Consider the following 16,309-nt stretch of genomic DNA (forward strand, 5'->3'; position numbering starts at 1 on the left):
CTGGCGATCCCCGGGCTGCAAGGCCCGGGGGCAACGAACCTGATGGAATATCTAAAGACATGAGCGACCAACAACTCGACCCGCAAGCCCTGCAACAGGAAGAAAACTCCCTGATCGCCCTGCGCAAGGAAAAGCTGGCTGCCGAGCGCGCCAAGGGCAACGCCTTCCCGAACGACTTCCGCCGCGAAAACTACTGCGAAGATCTGCAGAAGAAATACGCGGACAAGACCAAGGAAGAGCTGGCAGAGGCTGCAATCCCGGTCAAGGTTGCCGGTCGCATCATGCTCAACCGTGGCTCGTTCATGGTGATTCAGGACATGACCGGTCGCATCCAGGTCTACGTCAACCGTAAAACCCTGTCGGAAGACACCTTGGCCGCGGTGAAAACCTGGGACATGGGGGACATCATCGCTGCCGAAGGCACCCTGGCGCGTTCCGGCAAGGGCGACCTGTACGTTGAAATGACCAGCGTGCGTCTGCTGACCAAATCGCTGCGTCCGCTGCCAGACAAGCACCACGGCCTGACTGACACCGAACAGCGCTACCGTCAGCGCTACGTTGACCTGATCGTCAACGAAGACGTGCGTCAGACCTTCCGCGTGCGTTCGCAAGTGATCGCGCACATCCGCAGCTTCCTGATGAAGCGTGACTTCCTCGAAGTCGAAACGCCGATGCTGCAAACCATTCCGGGCGGCGCCGCAGCCAAGCCGTTCGAAACCCACCACAACGCGCTGGACATGGAAATGTTCCTGCGTATCGCGCCTGAGCTGTATCTGAAGCGTCTGGTGGTCGGTGGCTTTGAAAAGGTTTTCGAGATCAACCGCAACTTCCGTAACGAAGGCGTTTCGACTCGTCACAACCCAGAATTCACCATGTTGGAGTTCTACCAGGCTTACGCCGACTACGAAGACAACATGGACCTGACCGAAGAACTGTTCCGTGAATTGGCGCAGCTGGTGCTGGGCAGCACCGACGTGCCTTACGGCGACAAGGTGTTCCACTTCGGCGAGCCGTTCGTGCGTCTGTCGGTGTTCGACTCCATCCTCAAGTACAACCCTGAGCTGACTGCCGATGATCTGAATGACATCGACAAGGCCCGCGCCATCGCCAAGAAGGCCGGCGCCAAGGTGCTGGGCTTCGAAGGTCTGGGCAAGCTGCAGGTGATGATTTTCGAAGAACTGGTCGAGCACAAGCTGGAACAGCCGCACTTCATCACTCAATACCCGTTCGAAGTGTCGCCGCTGGCCCGTCGTAACGACGACAACCCGAACGTCACCGACCGCTTCGAGCTGTTCATCGGTGGCCGCGAAATCGCCAACGCCTATTCCGAGTTGAACGACGCAGAAGACCAGGCCGAGCGCTTCATGGCGCAGGTGGCCGACAAGGACGCCGGCGACGACGAAGCCATGCACTACGACGCCGACTTCGTGCGCGCGCTGGAGTACGGCATGCCGCCAACGGCCGGTGAAGGTATCGGCATCGATCGTCTGGTGATGTTGTTGACCAACTCGCCGTCGATCCGCGATGTGATCCTGTTCCCGCACATGCGACCGCAAGCGTAAACGTTTCAGTTGAAAAGCCGCCTAAAACAGGCGGCTTTTTATTGCCTGTCTGGTACAAATGTATCAATTGGTTAATTTCGCAATAGCAGAGGAAGTTCTGTCGTGATGGGTGCAATAGCTCAAGAGGGTGCAGCGGGTATCGCCACTGCGGTCGCTGAAAGTGTTCAGTACCAGGGCCGCAAGGCCAGCCGACAGGGCAGCGAGCAGCGTCGACAGGACATTCTCGACGCGGCGATGCGCATTGTCGTGCGCGACGGCGTGCGTGCCGTGCGCCACCGCGCCGTGGCTGCCGAGGCCGGTGTGCCGTTGTCGGCGACCACCTATTACTTCAAAGACATCGATGACCTGCTCACCGATACCTTCGCCCAGTATGTGGAGCGCAGCGCGGCGTACATGGCCAAGTTGTGGATCAACAACGAAGGTTTGCTGCGCGAAATGGTCGTCAGTGGCGACGGCAGTCCCGAGTCGCGCTCGCAACTGGCCGACGATATCGCGCGGTTGATGGCTGACTACGTGCATCGGCAATTGCTTAACCGGCGCGAGCATTTGATGGCTGAGCAGGCATTCCGCCAGGAAGCGTTGCTCAACCCGCGTCTGGCGATTCTGGTGCGCTCGCATCAGCAGATTCTGCTGCAGGGCACCTGCCAATTGTTTCAGGTGCTGGGCTCGCGTGAACCGCAACAGGATGCCAAGGTGTTGACGGCGATTATCGGACGGATGGAATATCAGGGCCTGCTCAACGACGCCGAGCCTTTGGCCGAAGAGGACATGCTCGGTATTCTGACGCGCTACATGCACCTGGTGCTCGCGTCGGTGTAATCCGCTGTTGCTTCACCCTGTGGGAGCGAGCCTGCTCGCGAATGCGGTCTGACATTCAACATCTTTGTTGCCTGACACACCGCTTTCGCGAGCAGGCTCGCTCCCACCGGGTAATGTGGTGATGTTCAGGGCCGCGTGTTCATAGGGAGTATTGAATGAAAGCCTGGCGTGGCGTGCTGATCGCCTTGTCGTTCCTGCTGCTCAGTGGCTGTCTGGTGACCTTCAAGGAGCCGCTGACCGCCAGTGACCCGGCGCCCAAGGGGCTGCTCGGCAAATGGTCGAGTACCAATGCCTGGGGCGAGCCGATGAACCTTGAGCTGACGCGGTTGGGCAACGATCGCTATCAGGCCGTTACGTACTTCAAGGCCAAACCCCACGAACGCGAAGCCTATCCGTTCACCGTGTCGCGCCACGGCAGCCGCTGGTATCTGTCGGCGAAAGTCCCGGCGCAGTACGGTGGCCACTTCACCATCGCTGGTTTCGAGCTCACCGACAAACACGAACTGGTGGTCTACAACCTCGATCTCGAGCAGATCAATCAAGCGATCAAGCAGAAAGCCCTCGACGGTCAGGCTTTCCCGACCGACGATGGCGACGGCGTGCATGTCGACAGCAACCTCGACAAGGTCTTTGCTTACCTCGACGATCCGGCTAATTCCGATGTCTTCGTTGAAGCCGTACGCTACCAGCGCCTGGCACGCGGCAAATAATTCAGTTTTCTACAGGAGTTTCGGGTGGACGATTACCAGCAGACGATACGTATGTTGTCCGACCGCATTGTGCTGGCGCAGACGCCGATTCGCGTACTCGACGCGGTCAAGTGGGATGAGAACATCCGTAAGGGCTTCCTCAAGGCCAAAGGCAAGGAAATGCCGGCGGTGGATCGCGACTATTACCTCAATCGGCCGCTGAGTTTCGATTCGAGCAAGGTCAAACTGGAATTCCAGAACATCGAGCGCGACATCACCCGCCAGCTCGGCCAGTTCAACCCGGTCGGGCAGATCATGCGCCGCATGTGCAAGGAATACCGCATGGTGGTGCGCATGCTCGAAGCGCGCGGCACCGAGGATTTCGGGTTGATCTCGCAAGAGCTGTACGGCGCTGCGTCCGATGCCTTCCACGCCGGTGACCCGACGCTGGCCGACCTCGGCCTGATGATGTCCGACTACCTGAACAACATCGATGGCCGTGGCGACCTCAAGGACGAGCCGAAAATCCTCACCGCCAAGGACGCCGTGCACCTGCTGCAAACCCGTCTGAACAAGGTCTTTGGTGAGGCTGAGGAAACCATTCGCGTATTCGAGTCCGACGGCATCGTCGCCGACGCAGCGGCCGGTGCGGATTACATCAAGATCCGTACCGACGCGATGTTCAACGATCGCGACGTGCGCGCGCTGGAAGTCCACGAAGGTCTGGTGCACGTCGGTACCACGCTCAACGGTTTGAACCAGCCTATTTGCACCTTCCTGTCCAAAGGTCCACCGTCGTCGACGGTGACCCAGGAAGGCCTGGCGATTCTGATGGAAATCATCACCTTCGCCTCCTACCCGAGCCGCCTGCGCAAACTGACCAACCGCACCCGTGCCATTCATATGGTCGAGGAGGGCGCGGACTTCCTGCAGATCTTCGAGTTCTTCCGCGAACAGGGCTTCGAGATGGCGGAAAGTTACGGCAACGCCAGTCGCGTTTTCCGTGGATCGACGCCGACCGGTCTGCCATTCACCAAAGACTTGTCCTACCTCAAGGGCTTTATCATGGTTTACAACTACATTCAGTTGGCCGTGCGTAAAGGCAAGCTCGAACAGATCCCGCTGTTGTTCTGCGGCAAGACCACGCTGGAAGACATGCGTACCTTGCGCCAGCTGGTGGATGAAGGGCTGGTGGTGCCGCCGAAGTATCTGCCGGACCAGTTTCGCGATTTGAACGCGTTGTCGGCGTGGATGTGCTTCTCCAACTTCCTCAATCACTTGAGCCTGGACCGGATCGAAGCGGATTACTCCAATATCCTCTGATACCACACCGATCGTTCCCATGCTCTGCGTGGGAATGCCGCCATGGACGCTCCGCGTCCACTGTGACGCAGAGCGTCACGGGATGCATTCCCACGCGGAGCGTGGGAACGATCTCTCTGTGTTCCAACCTGATTTTTTGCGAGGTTTCACCGGATGAGAATCCTCGGCATCTTCTGCCTGCTACTGACCCTCGGCGGTTGCAGTTCGCTGTTGTTCTACCCCGAACCCGGCCAAATCTTCACCCCGGAAAAAGCCAAGCTCGAATACCGCACCGTCACCCTGGTCACGGCGGATGGCTTGAAGCTCAATGCCTGGTGGCTGCCGGCCAAGCCCGGTGTCGAGGTCAAGGGCACCGTCCTGCACCTGCACGGCAACGGCGGTAATCTGCCCATGCACTTGGGTGGCAGTTGGTGGTTGCCGAAAAACGGCTATCAAGTGTTGCTGGTTGACTATCGCGGCTATGGCTTGTCCGAGGGCGAGCCGAGTTTGCCGGCGATCTATCAGGACATCGACGCCGCATTCGCCTGGCTGGACAATGCGCCGGAGGTCAAAGGCAAGCCGCTGATTCTGCTCGGACAAAGCCTCGGCGGTTCGATGGCGGTGCATTGGCTGGTACAACATCCCGAAAGACAAAAGCAGCTCAAGGCTTTGGTCCTCGACGGCGTGCCCGCCAGTTACCGCAGCGTTGGCCAATATGCTCTCAGCACTTCGTGGCTGACGTGGCCATTTCAAGTGCCGTTGTCGTGGCTGGTGCCGGACAGCGACAGTGCAATCCACTCGATGCCGCAACTCAACGGCGTGCCGAAGCTGATTTTCCACAGCATCGACGATCCGCTGGTGCCGCTTTCCAACGGCATCCGCCTGTATCAAGCAGCGCCGCCACCGCGCGTGCTGCAACTGACCCGAGGCGGCCATGTGCAGACCTTCGGCGACCCGGTGTGGCGTCAGGTCATGCTGCGCTACCTCGATGATCCCGAGCACTTCAACGGCCTGCGCCGCCTCGGCGAAATCCCCAATTACCCGACACCCCCGAATTCTGAAGACGAGAGTCCGCAATGACTGAAGAACGCAACGCCATCCCGCTGATCATCACCGGTATCTGCAGCATCCTCGGCACCGTCGGGGCGCTGTGGTACTACGGTTACCTGCACTTCGCCAAACCCGAGGATGCGTTGCTGCTCAACGAATTCACCATGCTCAAGACGGTGCCGGGCGAGGATTACAAAGTCTCACTGGACCCGGCGCCGCAAGTGGCGCAGTGCATCGATGGCGTGCTGGTGTTGTTTGATACCGAGCAGAAAGGTCTGACCGGTGTGTTGATCAACGCGCAGAAAAAAGCGGTGCGCTGCATGGGCGAAGAGACCCCGCAGAAGCTCGAGCAGTGATTCTGCAGGACCAGCCCTCACCCTAACCCTCTCCCAGAGGGAGAGGGGACTGACCGAGGTGTCTTTCGAGTTACGCCGACCTGATCCATCGTGTCGAACACAAATTCTGAAAGCACCACAAATCGGCTCCCTCTCCCTCGGGAGAGGGCTGGGGTGAGGGGCCGCGATTTCAGCCCGCACAAAAAAGCCCCGCCTGATCTATCGTGTCGAACACAAATTCTGAAAACACCACAAATCGGCTCCCTCTCCCTCGGGAGAGGGCTGGGGTGAGGGGCCACCATTTCAGCCTCACAAAAAAAGCCCCGCCTGATCGCTCAGGCGGGGCTTTTGCGTTACTGCAGGGCGCTTAGTTCGAGCTAACCGCCGAACGTGGCATCACCGGCTGGTTATCGTTGGAAATGGTCACTTCCACACGACGGTTCATCGCACGGCCGGAGACGCTGCCGTTCTCGGCAACCGGATATTCCTTGCCGTAGCCCTGAGCCACGATGCGCGCAGGATCGACGCCCATTTTCACCAGAGCGGTACGTACGGAGTTGGCGCGACGTTCAGACAGAGTCTGGTTGTGGCTCGCAGTACCGGTGCTGTCGGTGTAACCCTCTACGATCACTTTGCGATCCGGGTTTTCCTGGAGGAATTGCGCCAGTTTGTTGATGTTGACCAGACCGCTGGATTTCAGGTCAGCACGGTCGGTGGCGAACAGTACGTCGCCGAAGGTCACCAGCGTACCGCGATCGGTCTGCTTGGCGTTGAGGCTGTCCTGCAGCTGTTTGATCTGCTGATCACGGGCATCCAGACGCGCCTGGGCACGTTGGGCCGCAGCGTTCTTCAGATTGTTTTCAGCGGTGCGCAGGGCGATGGTCTGCTTGGCCACTTCCACACGCTGGTTGGTCAGGTAGGCCAGTTGGTCAACCTTGGCCGCGTCTTGCTTGTCCAGATAAGCCTTGTCGGCCTTGTCCAGGTAGTCGCTGGCGTCTTTGGTTTCCAGTGCTGCGACTTTGCTCGCCTGTGGGTTGGCTTGCAGGCCGGCGTAGTTGGTGCGCGCGTTTTCCAGATTCGGGTTAGGCGGAGTCGAGCAGGCAGCCAAGGCAACGCTTGCGGCGAGGAGAGCGGGGATCATCAGTTGCTTACGCATAATTTTCGTCCTTTCTATCGATAAGAGATTCAGCTTTGCGGTCGGGATGCGCGCTTACTGCACGGTGCGCTGACTTTCCTGACGCAGTTCCTGAACACCTTTCTGGGAATCCTTCACAGCCTGTTCGGCTTTTGCGGCCTGAGCCTTGCGTTCGGCGACGCGAGCGTCCCACTCGGCTTGCTCGGACAGGGTGCGAGCCTCGTCATACTTCTTGTCGTGCATGGCGATTTCGGCTTGTTTCAGTTTGTCCTGCGCTTGTTTCATCTCAACCGCAGCAAACTCGGTACCGCCAGCGCTGACTGCGCTGTTTACAGCCGATTGGGTCACGGCGTATTGCTCGGTCGGCGGGTTACCGGCGCAACCGGCCAGTACAAAACTGGTACCGATCGCCAGAGCAGCCAGTTTCAGACCGCGCAGGTGGGTAAACGAGGTTTGGTTTTTCATGGTCTTCAACTCCATTAGGCATCTCCTGAAAACATCTGAATCCATCCTGGTCGAGGAGCCGCAAGCGACGTGTGAAAGCGCGTTTTTGAAACGCTCGTTCCAGGCGTGGTTACAGGTTCCGACCGGCGGGATTTTTCAAAAGTTCAGAAAAGATGGCCTATCGCCAAAAAATATTTTGACCGAATGGACAAGGCTCTAAAGCGGGAACTTTGGTGGGATGGTGCGGTACGCGCGGGGTTTCAAGACGCCAAAAACACATCGATTTTCAGCTTGAAATACCATCCCTGTAGGAGTGAGCCTGCTCGCGATGGCGTCGTATCAGACAACAAAAATGTTGAATGAAAAACCGCTATCGCGAGCAGGCTCACTCCTACAGTTTGATCTAGGTTGTGTCAGTGTTTTTGCTTGCCTTCAGCAGCCGAGAGGTCATGCAAATGCCTGCGCGACAACGCCAGAAACCGTGGCGTCGGCCCGACGTCCTCATACAACGGATCACCTTCCTCATCGGTCGCCACCACCGTCGAACCCTTCACATACGGCAGGCTCGCTTCAAACTCTTCAAGCGCCGCGCCAATCAGTTCGCCGAGCAGTTCTTCGGCATGCCGTTTGGGGTACATCTCGGCGATCGCTGCCAAACGCGCAGCGGCCTCGACGTCCAGATGAATCGTGTAGCCAGTGTCGGTCAGGCGACCCTTGGCGTTTTCTTCCCAATGCTGGGCGAGTTCACGAATTTTCATGATGACCTCATTTCGCGCCTGCTCATGGCAGGCCTGGGTGAGTGTCCGGCAGCGCCGGCGGCAAGCCGTTGTACGGCTTACTGTTGAGACTAGCTTTTGTCAGTAAGGTTTAAAGTCCCTTGGTCGGCTGCTTGTAAGAAGCGTCGTAGAGCGGCACTCTCTAGGTCATGCACTCGTTTCTAAGCCGTCCGGATTACTGCTGGGGAATTGCTGATGACCGATATTGATGCACGCTTGCGCGAAGACGTTCACCTGCTCGGAGAGCTGCTGGGCAACACCATTCGAGATCAATACGGCGAGGCCTTCCTCGACAAGATCGAGCAGATCCGCAAGGGCGCCAAGGCCGATCGCCGTGGTTCGATGGACGCCGAACTGAGCGCCAGCCTCAATCAATTGAGCGAAGACGAATTGCTCCCGGTGGCGCGGGCGTTCAACCAGTTTCTCAACCTGGCGAACATCGCCGAGCAGTATCAGTTGATCCATCGGCGCGAAGAATCGCAGCCAGCGCCGTTCGAATCCCGTGTGCTGCCGGAATTGCTCGCCCGTTTACGCAACGAAGGCCACAGCGCCGAGTCGCTGGCCCGGCAATTGGCGCGGCTGGAAATCGAACTGGTGCTGACCGCGCACCCGACCGAAGTCGCGCGGCGCACGCTGATCCAGAAATACGACGCGATCGCCGGGCAACTCGCCGCGCAGGATCATCGCGACCTGACCAGCGCCGAACGCGAGCAGATTCAAAACACCCTGCAACGGCTGATCGCCGAAGCCTGGCACACCGAAGAAATCCGCCGCACGCGTCCGACACCGGTCGACGAAGCCAAGTGGGGTTTCGCGGTGATTGAGCATTCGCTGTGGCAAGCGATCCCCAACCATATGCGCAAGGCCGACAAGGCTTTGCATGAAGCGACCGGCCTGCGTCTGCCATTGGAAGCGGCACCGATTCGCTTCGCATCGTGGATGGGCGGCGACCGTGACGGCAACCCCAACGTCACCGCTGCGGTGACACGCGAAGTGCTACTGCTGGCGCGCTGGATGGCTGCCGATCTGTACTTGCGTGATGTCGATCACCTCGCTGCCGAACTGTCGATGCAACAGGCCAGCGATGCCCTTAAAGCCAAGGCCGGCGACAGCGCCGAACCGTACCGCGCAGTGCTCAAGCAACTGCGCGAACGCCTGCGCGCGACGCGCAACTGGGCACACGCCGCGCTGACTGCGCCAACCCCGGCGCCGGCCGATGTGTTGCACAACAACCGCGATCTGCTCGATCCGCTGGAGCTGTGTTTCAACTCGCTGCACGAATGCGGCATGGGCGTGATTGCCGATGGCCCGCTGCTTGATTGTCTGCGTCGGGCGGTGACATTCGGCTTGTTCCTCGTGCGTCTGGATGTGCGTCAGGACTCGTCGCGCCACAGTTCGGCGATGACCGAAATCACTGATTACCTCGGCCTCGGTCGTTATGAAGACTGGGACGAAGAGCAGCGCATCGCTTTCCTCACCCGCGAACTGAGCAACCGTCGGCCATTGCTGCCGGCACACTTCAAGCCTTCTGCTGATACCGCCGAAGTACTCAACACCTGCAAGGAAATCGCCGCCGCACCGGGTGCGTCGCTCGGTTCCTACGTGATCTCCATGGCCGGCGCTGCTTCCGATGTGCTCGCCGTGCAACTCCTACTTAAAGAGTCCGGCGTATTGCGGCCGATGCGCGTGGTGCCGCTGTTCGAAACCCTCGCTGACCTCGACAACGCCGGGCCGGTGATGGAGCGGCTGTTACTGTTGCCGGGCTATCGCGCACGGCTGCAAGGCCCGCAGGAAGTGATGATCGGCTACTCCGACTCGGCCAAGGACGCCGGCACCACGGCAGCGGCCTGGGCGCAATATCGCGCGCAGGAACGCTTGGTGGAGATCTGCCGCGAGCAGCAAGTCGAACTACTCCTGTTCCATGGTCGCGGCGGCACCGTGGGCCGTGGCGGTGGCCCGGCGCACGCGGCGATTCTGTCGCAGCCACCGGGGTCGGTGGCGGGGCGTTTCCGCACCACCGAGCAGGGCGAAATGATTCGATTCAAATTCGGCCTGCCGGACATCGCCGAGCAAAACCTCAATCTGTATCTGGCGGCGGTGCTTGAAGCAACGCTGCTGCCGCCACCACCGCCAACACCGGAATGGCGCCATCTGATGGACGAATTGGCCGCTGACGGTGTCAGTGCTTATCGCCAGGTGGTGCGGGAAAATCCGCAATTCGTCGAGTACTTCCGTCAGTCCACGCCGGAGCAGGAGTTGGGCCGTTTGCCACTCGGCAGTCGTCCGGCCAAACGTCGGGCCGGCGGTATCGAAAGCCTGCGGGCGATCCCGTGGATCTTCGGCTGGACGCAAACGCGGTTGATGCTGCCAGCGTGGCTCGGTTGGGAGTCGGCGCTGAGCAAAGCCCTGGAGCGCGGCGAAGGCGAATTGCTCGGGCAGATGCGCGAGCAATGGCCGTTCTTCCGCACCCGTATCGACATGCTCGAAATGGTCCTGGCCAAGGCTGACGCGGATATCGCGCTGTCCTACGATCAGCGTCTGGTCGAGCCAGACTTGTTGCCGTTGGGCGCGCAGTTACGCGACCTATTGTCGCAGGCGTGCACCGTGGTGCTCGGCCTGACCGGGCAGTCGCAGTTGCTGGCACATAGCCCGGATACCCTTGAATTCATCCGTCTGCGCAACACCTACCTCGACCCGCTGCATCTATTGCAGGCCGAGTTGCTGGCCCGCTCGCGACAGCAGGATGTCGAGCAGGGCAGCCCGGTGGAACAGGCGTTGCTGGTGTCTGTGGCGGGGATTGCCGCCGGTTTGCGAAATACCGGCTAACGTTTTTGTCGTGGCGTGCGGCATCGGCAACAAACGTCGCATGCCGCTTTGCCTGACGGTGGGAAGTGCCGCCAGGCGACAGTTAATGATGGGGTTGCGACTTGGGTTACCGCGTCGCAAGGTCGCAGGGGGCGTCGGTTTCTCCGACTTTTGGCGTCTTGTGTGGGCGCAGCCTGCTGTGTATCTTGATCAGCCTTTGGCCGTTTGTGCGGCCACGACCCGTATTTTCAGGATTCGTCCCAAGCGGCGAATCCTTTGTTTTGTAAAAGCTTTTTATAAAAAAATTGAGGAGCACATCTAATGCGCGTCATTCTGCTGGGAGCTCCCGGGGCCGGTAAAGGTACTCAGGCTAAGTTCATCACCGAAAAATTCGGCATTCCACAAATTTCCACCGGCGACATGCTGCGTGCAGCGGTCAAGGCCGGTACTCCACTGGGCGTGCAAGCCAAGAGCATCATGGATGCCGGCGGTCTGGTGTCGGATGACCTGATCATCGCGCTGGTTCAGGACCGTATCGCTCAGCCAGACTGCGCCAACGGTTTCCTGTTCGACGGCTTTCCGCGCACCATTCCGCAGGCTGAAGCATTGGTCACTGCCGGCGTTGAGCTGGATGCAGTGGTCGAAATCGCTGTTGAAGACGAAGAAATCGTGCAACGCATCGCCGGCCGTCGTGTTCACGAAGCCAGCGGCCGCGTTTACCACATCGTCTACAACCCGCCGAAAATCGCGGGCAAAGACGACATCACCGGCGAAGAGCTGGTACAGCGCAAGGACGACACCGAAGAAACCGTGCGTCATCGCCTGTCGGTCTACCACTCGCAGACCAAGCCGCTGGTGGAGTTCTATCAGAGCCTGTCCGCGAAAAACGCTGGCAAGCCGAAGTACAGCCACATCCCGGGCGTTGGTTCGGTCGATGCGATCACCGCCAAGGTGCTGGCCGCGCTGAGCTGAAAAGTCTGAACCGCAGCATCATCCACGGCCCGCTTGCGGGCCGTAGTTGTTTATACTGACGCACTTTTTCCCTTCCCTGTTTTGGAAACATCGATGAGCACCTTGCTGGCCCTGGACACCGCGACTGAAGCTTGCTCCGTTGCCTTGCTGCATGACGGCAAGGTCACGAGCCATTACGAGGTGATCCCGCGTCTGCATGCGCAGAAGCTGCTGCCGATGATCCAGCAACTGCTGGCCGACGCCGGCACCACGTTGCAGGCGGTCGATGCGATTGCTTTCGGTCGCGGGCCTGGCGCGTTCACTGGCGTGCGGATCGCCATTGGTGTGGTGCAAGGTTTGGCGTTTGCGCTGGATCGTCCGGTATTGCCAGTGTCCAACCTGGCCGTGCTGGCGCAGCGAGCGTTGCGTGAACATGGCGTGAGCCAGGTCGCGGCGGCCATCGATGCGCGGATGGATGAAGTGTATTGGGGCTGCTACCGCGAGACGGCGGGGGAGATGCGCCTCGTGGGTGCCGAAGCGGTGTTGCCACCGGAAGTCGCGGCGCTGCCGGCCGATGCCAGTGGCGACTGGTTCGGCGCCGGCACCGGTTGGGGTTATGCCGAGCGCATTGCGGTCGATCTGACGGGTTCCGACGCCGGCATGTTGCCCCACGCCGAAGACCTGCTGACGCTGGCGCGTTTTGCTTGGGAACGCGGCGAGTCGATCCCGGCGGATGACGCGCAACCGGTTTACCTGCGCGACAAAGTCGCCACCCCCAAGGCTCGTTGATTCACCACAAACCCTGTGGGAGCGAGCCTGCTCGCGAAGGCGTCCGGCCAGTCAATATCAATGTTGAATGTGCTGGACTCTTCGCGAGCAAGCTCACTCCCACAGGGAATTGTGCTTCCTCCAAATTGGCCAATCGTCAGTTTGTAACCCCTCGCTTTAAACCTTTTGCGCTTTATGTGTTCTAGTTATCACTCGGCGGTTTGCTAAGTCGGTCAAGTGCCGCTAAATTGCCATCATCGATACCGAGCATGAAATTATGCGTATAGACGGCCTTTCCTCTCAGTCCTACCCCATCAAGCGCAAGCCTCGCAAAGGCCATGTGACTGTGGATGAGTCCGTCGACGATATCGACGGCGAGCTGGAATTCCCGACTGAAGAGCAATTGGCCGCCCGCGCTGCCAAAGCCTCGGCCCAACGCCTGAGCAATCTGCCTGTCCGTCAGCAAGACATGATCTACCACCGTGCGATGAAAAAAAGCGTAGCGATGGCCTTGGCCAGTTACCTGAGCACTGCCGGTTTTGTCGATTGGGATGCAGACGTGCTGGGCCTCGATCTGTACATCTGATGGATCTGCCTTACTACCTCGGTTGCCCGTCCTGGAGCGAGCACGCCTGGCGCGAGTATCTGTACCCGGTAGACGCCAAAACCTCTGATTTCCTCGGTCTCTATTCGCAAGTGTTCAACGCCGTTGAAGGCAACACGACCTTCTACGCCAGCCCGTCGCCCGCCACTGTGCAGCGTTGGGCTGAGGTGATGCCCGAACACTTTCGCTTCACCGCCAAATTCCCCGGCGACATCAGCCACAGCGGTGATCTGCGCGAGCAACTGACCGCCGCCGAAACCTTCCTGCAATTACTCAAACCGCTCGGTGAGCGCGTCTCGCCGATGTGGTTGCAACTTTCGAAAAGCTTCACACCGCATCGGCTGCCGGAACTGGCGGCGTTCATTGATGCGCTGGATTGCCCGCTGGCGGTGGAAGTGCGGCATGAACAGTTCTTCGCCAAGGGCGAGAGCGAACGCCTGCTCAATCGGCTGCTGCTGGATCGTGGTGTCGAGCGCATCTGCCTCGACCCGCGCGCGCTGTTCAGTTGCCTGTCGACCGAGTCTTCGGTGATTCACGCGCAATCGAAAAAGCCACGCGTGCCGACGCGCCCGGCGGCATTTACGCAATTTCCGCAAGTGCGCTTCATTGGCCATCCAGAGCTTGAGGCCAACGACCCGTTTCTGCTGCCGTGGGTGGCGAAAATCGCCGAGTGGATCGAAGAGGGCCGTACGCCGTATATCTTCCTGCACACTGCCGACAACCTCCTTGCGGCGAAGCTGGCGCAACGTTTTCACGCACAACTGATGCAACGTTTGCCTGGCCTGCCGGCGCTGCCTGAGCTATACAGAGAACCCGCCGCGGAGCAACTTGGCCTGCTCTGAGGCGGATTTTCTTCCTGCCCTGGAGCCTGCCGATGGATGCCCAAGCCCTTAAAGCACACGCTTTCAAAGCCCTGCATGAACGTCCGGGGATTTTTGTCATTCCCAATCCGTGGGATGCCGGTTCGGCGAAAATGCTCGCCAGCCTCGGCTATCAGGCCTTGGCAACCACCAGTGCCGGTTATGCGTTTTCCCAGGGCAAGGCCGATGGTGCTTTAGGTCTCGACGAGACCCTGGCCAATGTCCGCGCGATTGTCGCGGCCACCGATTTGCCGGTGGCGGTGGATCTGGAAAACGGTTTTGCCGATGACCCGGTCGAGGCTGCGAAAAGCCTGCTTCGCGCAGCCGAGGCGGGTGCGGTGGGTGGTTCGATCGAAGACGCGACGGGCCGCGCGGATGCGCCGATCTATTGCTTCGAACACGCGGTGGCACGTATCGAAGCAGCCGTCGCCGCCGTGCGCACGCTGCCATTTCCCTTCATCCTGACTGCCCGCGCGGAAAATTATCTGCACGGCAACCCCGATATCAACGACACCATTCGCCGCTTGCAGGCCTTCGCCGAGGCCGGCGCTGACGTGTTGTACGCGCCAGGTTTGCGCAACGCCGAAGAAGTGCTGGCGGTGGTACGCGCGGTGGCGCCGAAACCGGTCAATGTGCTGATGTCCGGCGGCTTGAAACTGACCGTGCAGGAACTGCAGGAAATGGGCGTGCGCCGCATCAGTACCGGTTCTGCATTGGCGTTGGCAGCATTCGGCGAGTTCTTCCGCGCCGCTGAAGAGATCCAGCAATCGGGCACATTCGGCTTTACCTCGCAGTCGATGCCGTACGCCAAGGCCAATCAGTTTTTCAAAGGCTGAACATGGGGCGGTGGATATTCTGGCTGGTGCTGCTGATGATTGGCGGCGCTGCGGTCAGTGTCTGGCGCGGTTGGCTTGAAGTCCCGCCGCAGTGGAATCCGTGGGCACCGCTGGACGTGAAAGCCGCGCCCAATTGGCTGACCGGTTACAAGCTGATGCGTTTGCGCAGTGATCCTGAGCTCTGTGCCCAGGCGTTAAGCAGCTCCGATCTGCGCGTCACACGTCAATCCGACAGTCCTGACGCCAAGTGCCCGCTGATCGGCGCCCTGCGCGTACAGGGCGGCGAGGCGGCGCTGAGCAGCAGTTTCCTCGCCAGTTGTCCGCTGGCGGTTGCCTACGCGATGTTTGAACACCACACCCTGCAACCCGCCGCTCAGTCTGTATACGGCCAGAAGGTCACACGTCTCGATCACCTCGGCAGCTTCGCCTGCCGCAATGTCTACAACCGCGAGAGCGGAGCGCTCAGTCGCCACGCCAGTGCCGATGCATTGGACATTGCCGGGTTTCGTCTGGCGGATGGCCGTAGCATCAGCGTGTTCAAGGACTGGCCCAAGCAAAATCAGCACGCGCAGTTTCTCCGTCAGGTGCGCGATGGCGCCTGCGAGGCGTTCAGTGTGGTGTTGAGTCCGGATTACAACGCCGCCCACCGCAATCACTTTCATGTCGATGTCGGGCGCTGGAGCGTGTGTCGCTGAGGCTTAAGCGGCGAGGCGCAGGTTCTGCAGAACGATCGGGCGCGCCCAGCCATTATCGAAGTCCAGCGCCTTTTGTTGCTCGACGATTTCTTCTGGCGGGAACGGCGGGTAAGGCTTTTGCAGCAGATCCAGATCGAATTCGGCAATCGGTAGGTACAGCGGTTTCTTCTGCGGGGCCGGGCCAGGCTCTGGAACGGGCTGACCATTGTTGATCACCACCGGCCGCACCCAGCTGCTGTCGAAATCCTGTTGCTCTTGCTGAGCTTTCAATTCTTCTGGCTGGAACGGTGGGAATGGCTTGTCGAGCAAGTCCATTTCGAACTCGGCGATCGGCAGGAACAGCGGCTCCGGCGGACGCACTTCAGTTTCGACCACATCGCACTCGCGCTGGCTGACGATGTGCGCGTGCAGCTCGCTGCCGATGGTCGGCTCTTCCGGGCTGTTCAGGTCAACCGGCGGAAATGTACCGCAGGCAGGCACCACTTCACTCGTCTGTTCGGCCAGCGCCTGGGCAAAGAAATCCTGCCACAGGTGACTGACGCCGCTCAGTGCTTGAGTGTTGTGACGGCTAAAGTCGCCATGGGGCGAGATGTAGCCAATCGATGTGGGAAGAATGCCTGACATTTTTTTCGGTTGACGCTCAGCTCTGGCAAAATGCGCGTTGAATGAATTATCGGC

The 16,309-nt window shown here is 59.7% G+C and carries 17 protein-coding genes; 13 read left to right on the forward strand and 4 right to left on the reverse strand.

Going from position 1 to position 16,309, the window contains the following annotated elements; translation table 11 throughout:
- The first annotated feature begins 59 nt into the window (after nucleotides 1–59).
- The 6 genes from lysS (at nucleotide 60) to AC5SEM_RS02035 (ending at nucleotide 5,778) form a co-directional block, all read left to right on the forward strand.
- The gene (lysS, locus tag AC5SEM_RS02010) at nucleotides 60–1,562 is read left to right on the forward strand and encodes a lysine--tRNA ligase (RefSeq protein ID WP_007908910.1); all 1,503 of its coding nucleotides are present in this window, start codon (nucleotides 60–62) and stop codon (nucleotides 1,560–1,562) included.
- Between the two features lie 105 nt (nucleotides 1,563–1,667).
- A complete protein-coding gene (locus AC5SEM_RS02015) occupies nucleotides 1,668–2,381 on the forward strand; it encodes a TetR/AcrR family transcriptional regulator (RefSeq protein ID WP_077571286.1) in 714 nt (237 codons plus the stop codon).
- A gap of 155 nt (nucleotides 2,382–2,536) precedes the next feature.
- Nucleotides 2,537–3,091, forward strand: a complete 555-nt coding sequence (locus AC5SEM_RS02020) for a hypothetical protein (protein WP_495472067.1) — start codon at nucleotides 2,537–2,539, stop codon at nucleotides 3,089–3,091.
- Nucleotides 3,092–3,142: 51 nt separating this feature from the next.
- Complete coding sequence (locus AC5SEM_RS02025) at nucleotides 3,143–4,393, forward strand: flavohemoglobin expression-modulating QEGLA motif protein (protein WP_176091693.1); 1,251 nt, start codon at nucleotides 3,143–3,145, stop codon at nucleotides 4,391–4,393.
- Between the two features lie 153 nt (nucleotides 4,394–4,546).
- Nucleotides 4,547–5,452, forward strand: a complete 906-nt coding sequence (locus tag AC5SEM_RS02030; protein ID WP_495472068.1) for an alpha/beta hydrolase — start codon at nucleotides 4,547–4,549, stop codon at nucleotides 5,450–5,452.
- A complete protein-coding gene (locus AC5SEM_RS02035; RefSeq protein WP_034154859.1) occupies nucleotides 5,449–5,778 on the forward strand; it encodes a PA3694 family proteiin in 330 nt (109 codons plus the stop codon). The genes AC5SEM_RS02030 and AC5SEM_RS02035 overlap by 4 nt, the downstream gene beginning before the upstream one ends.
- 346 nt (nucleotides 5,779–6,124) lie before the next feature.
- Here AC5SEM_RS02035 and lptF read toward each other — a convergent pair whose 3' ends face one another.
- The 3 genes from lptF to AC5SEM_RS02050 all read right to left on the reverse strand — a co-directional run bounded on the left by lptF (nucleotide 6,125) and on the right by AC5SEM_RS02050 (nucleotide 8,094).
- Nucleotides 6,125–6,913, reverse strand: coding sequence for a lipotoxin F family OmpA-related lipoprotein LptF (gene lptF, locus AC5SEM_RS02040; protein ID WP_116028721.1), 789 nt, complete (start codon nucleotides 6,911–6,913; stop codon nucleotides 6,125–6,127).
- Between the two features lie 54 nt (nucleotides 6,914–6,967).
- Nucleotides 6,968–7,372, reverse strand: a complete 405-nt coding sequence (locus AC5SEM_RS02045) for a DUF4398 domain-containing protein (RefSeq protein WP_034154861.1) — start codon at nucleotides 7,370–7,372, stop codon at nucleotides 6,968–6,970.
- Between the two features lie 377 nt (nucleotides 7,373–7,749).
- On the reverse strand, nucleotides 7,750–8,094 hold the full coding sequence (locus tag AC5SEM_RS02050; RefSeq protein ID WP_122843232.1) for a pilin assembly protein: 345 nt from the start codon (nucleotides 8,092–8,094) through the stop codon (nucleotides 7,750–7,752).
- A 213-nt stretch (nucleotides 8,095–8,307) separates the two neighbouring features.
- On the opposite strand from AC5SEM_RS02050, the gene ppc reads away from it, so the two are divergent.
- The 7 genes from ppc (at nucleotide 8,308) to AC5SEM_RS02085 (ending at nucleotide 15,631) form a co-directional block, all read left to right on the forward strand.
- Nucleotides 8,308–10,938: a phosphoenolpyruvate carboxylase gene (ppc, locus tag AC5SEM_RS02055; protein ID WP_495472069.1), complete on the forward strand. Its 2,631-nt coding sequence runs from the start codon at nucleotides 8,308–8,310 to the stop codon at nucleotides 10,936–10,938.
- 300 nt (nucleotides 10,939–11,238) lie between these two features.
- The gene (gene adk, locus AC5SEM_RS02060; protein ID WP_008078383.1) at nucleotides 11,239–11,889 is read left to right on the forward strand and encodes an adenylate kinase; all 651 of its coding nucleotides are present in this window, start codon (nucleotides 11,239–11,241) and stop codon (nucleotides 11,887–11,889) included.
- Nucleotides 11,890–11,982: 93 nt separating this feature from the next.
- Nucleotides 11,983–12,657 (forward strand): tRNA (adenosine(37)-N6)-threonylcarbamoyltransferase complex dimerization subunit type 1 TsaB, encoded by a 675-nt coding sequence (gene tsaB / locus AC5SEM_RS02065; protein ID WP_137217476.1) that lies wholly within the window; start codon nucleotides 11,983–11,985, stop codon nucleotides 12,655–12,657.
- Nucleotides 12,658–12,913: 256 nt separating this feature from the next.
- On the forward strand, nucleotides 12,914–13,222 hold the full coding sequence (locus AC5SEM_RS02070) for a hypothetical protein (RefSeq protein WP_495472070.1): 309 nt from the start codon (nucleotides 12,914–12,916) through the stop codon (nucleotides 13,220–13,222).
- Nucleotides 13,222–14,082, forward strand: a complete 861-nt coding sequence (locus AC5SEM_RS02075) for a DUF72 domain-containing protein (protein ID WP_495472071.1) — start codon at nucleotides 13,222–13,224, stop codon at nucleotides 14,080–14,082. The genes AC5SEM_RS02070 and AC5SEM_RS02075 overlap by 1 nt, the downstream gene beginning before the upstream one ends.
- Before the next feature lie 32 nt (nucleotides 14,083–14,114).
- Nucleotides 14,115–14,936, forward strand: coding sequence for an isocitrate lyase/PEP mutase family protein (locus tag AC5SEM_RS02080; protein WP_495472072.1), 822 nt, complete (start codon nucleotides 14,115–14,117; stop codon nucleotides 14,934–14,936).
- Between the two features lie 2 nt (nucleotides 14,937–14,938).
- Nucleotides 14,939–15,631 (forward strand): extensin-like domain-containing protein, encoded by a 693-nt coding sequence (locus tag AC5SEM_RS02085; protein ID WP_495472073.1) that lies wholly within the window; start codon nucleotides 14,939–14,941, stop codon nucleotides 15,629–15,631.
- 3 nt (nucleotides 15,632–15,634) lie between these two features.
- Here the strand turns inward: AC5SEM_RS02085 and AC5SEM_RS02090 are convergent, their stop codons facing one another.
- Nucleotides 15,635–16,255: an energy transducer TonB gene (locus tag AC5SEM_RS02090; protein ID WP_495472074.1), complete on the reverse strand. Its 621-nt coding sequence runs from the start codon at nucleotides 16,253–16,255 to the stop codon at nucleotides 15,635–15,637.
- Nucleotides 16,256–16,309 lie beyond the last annotated feature (54 nt).

The organism is Pseudomonas sp. CH61 (genome assembly GCF_059429415.1).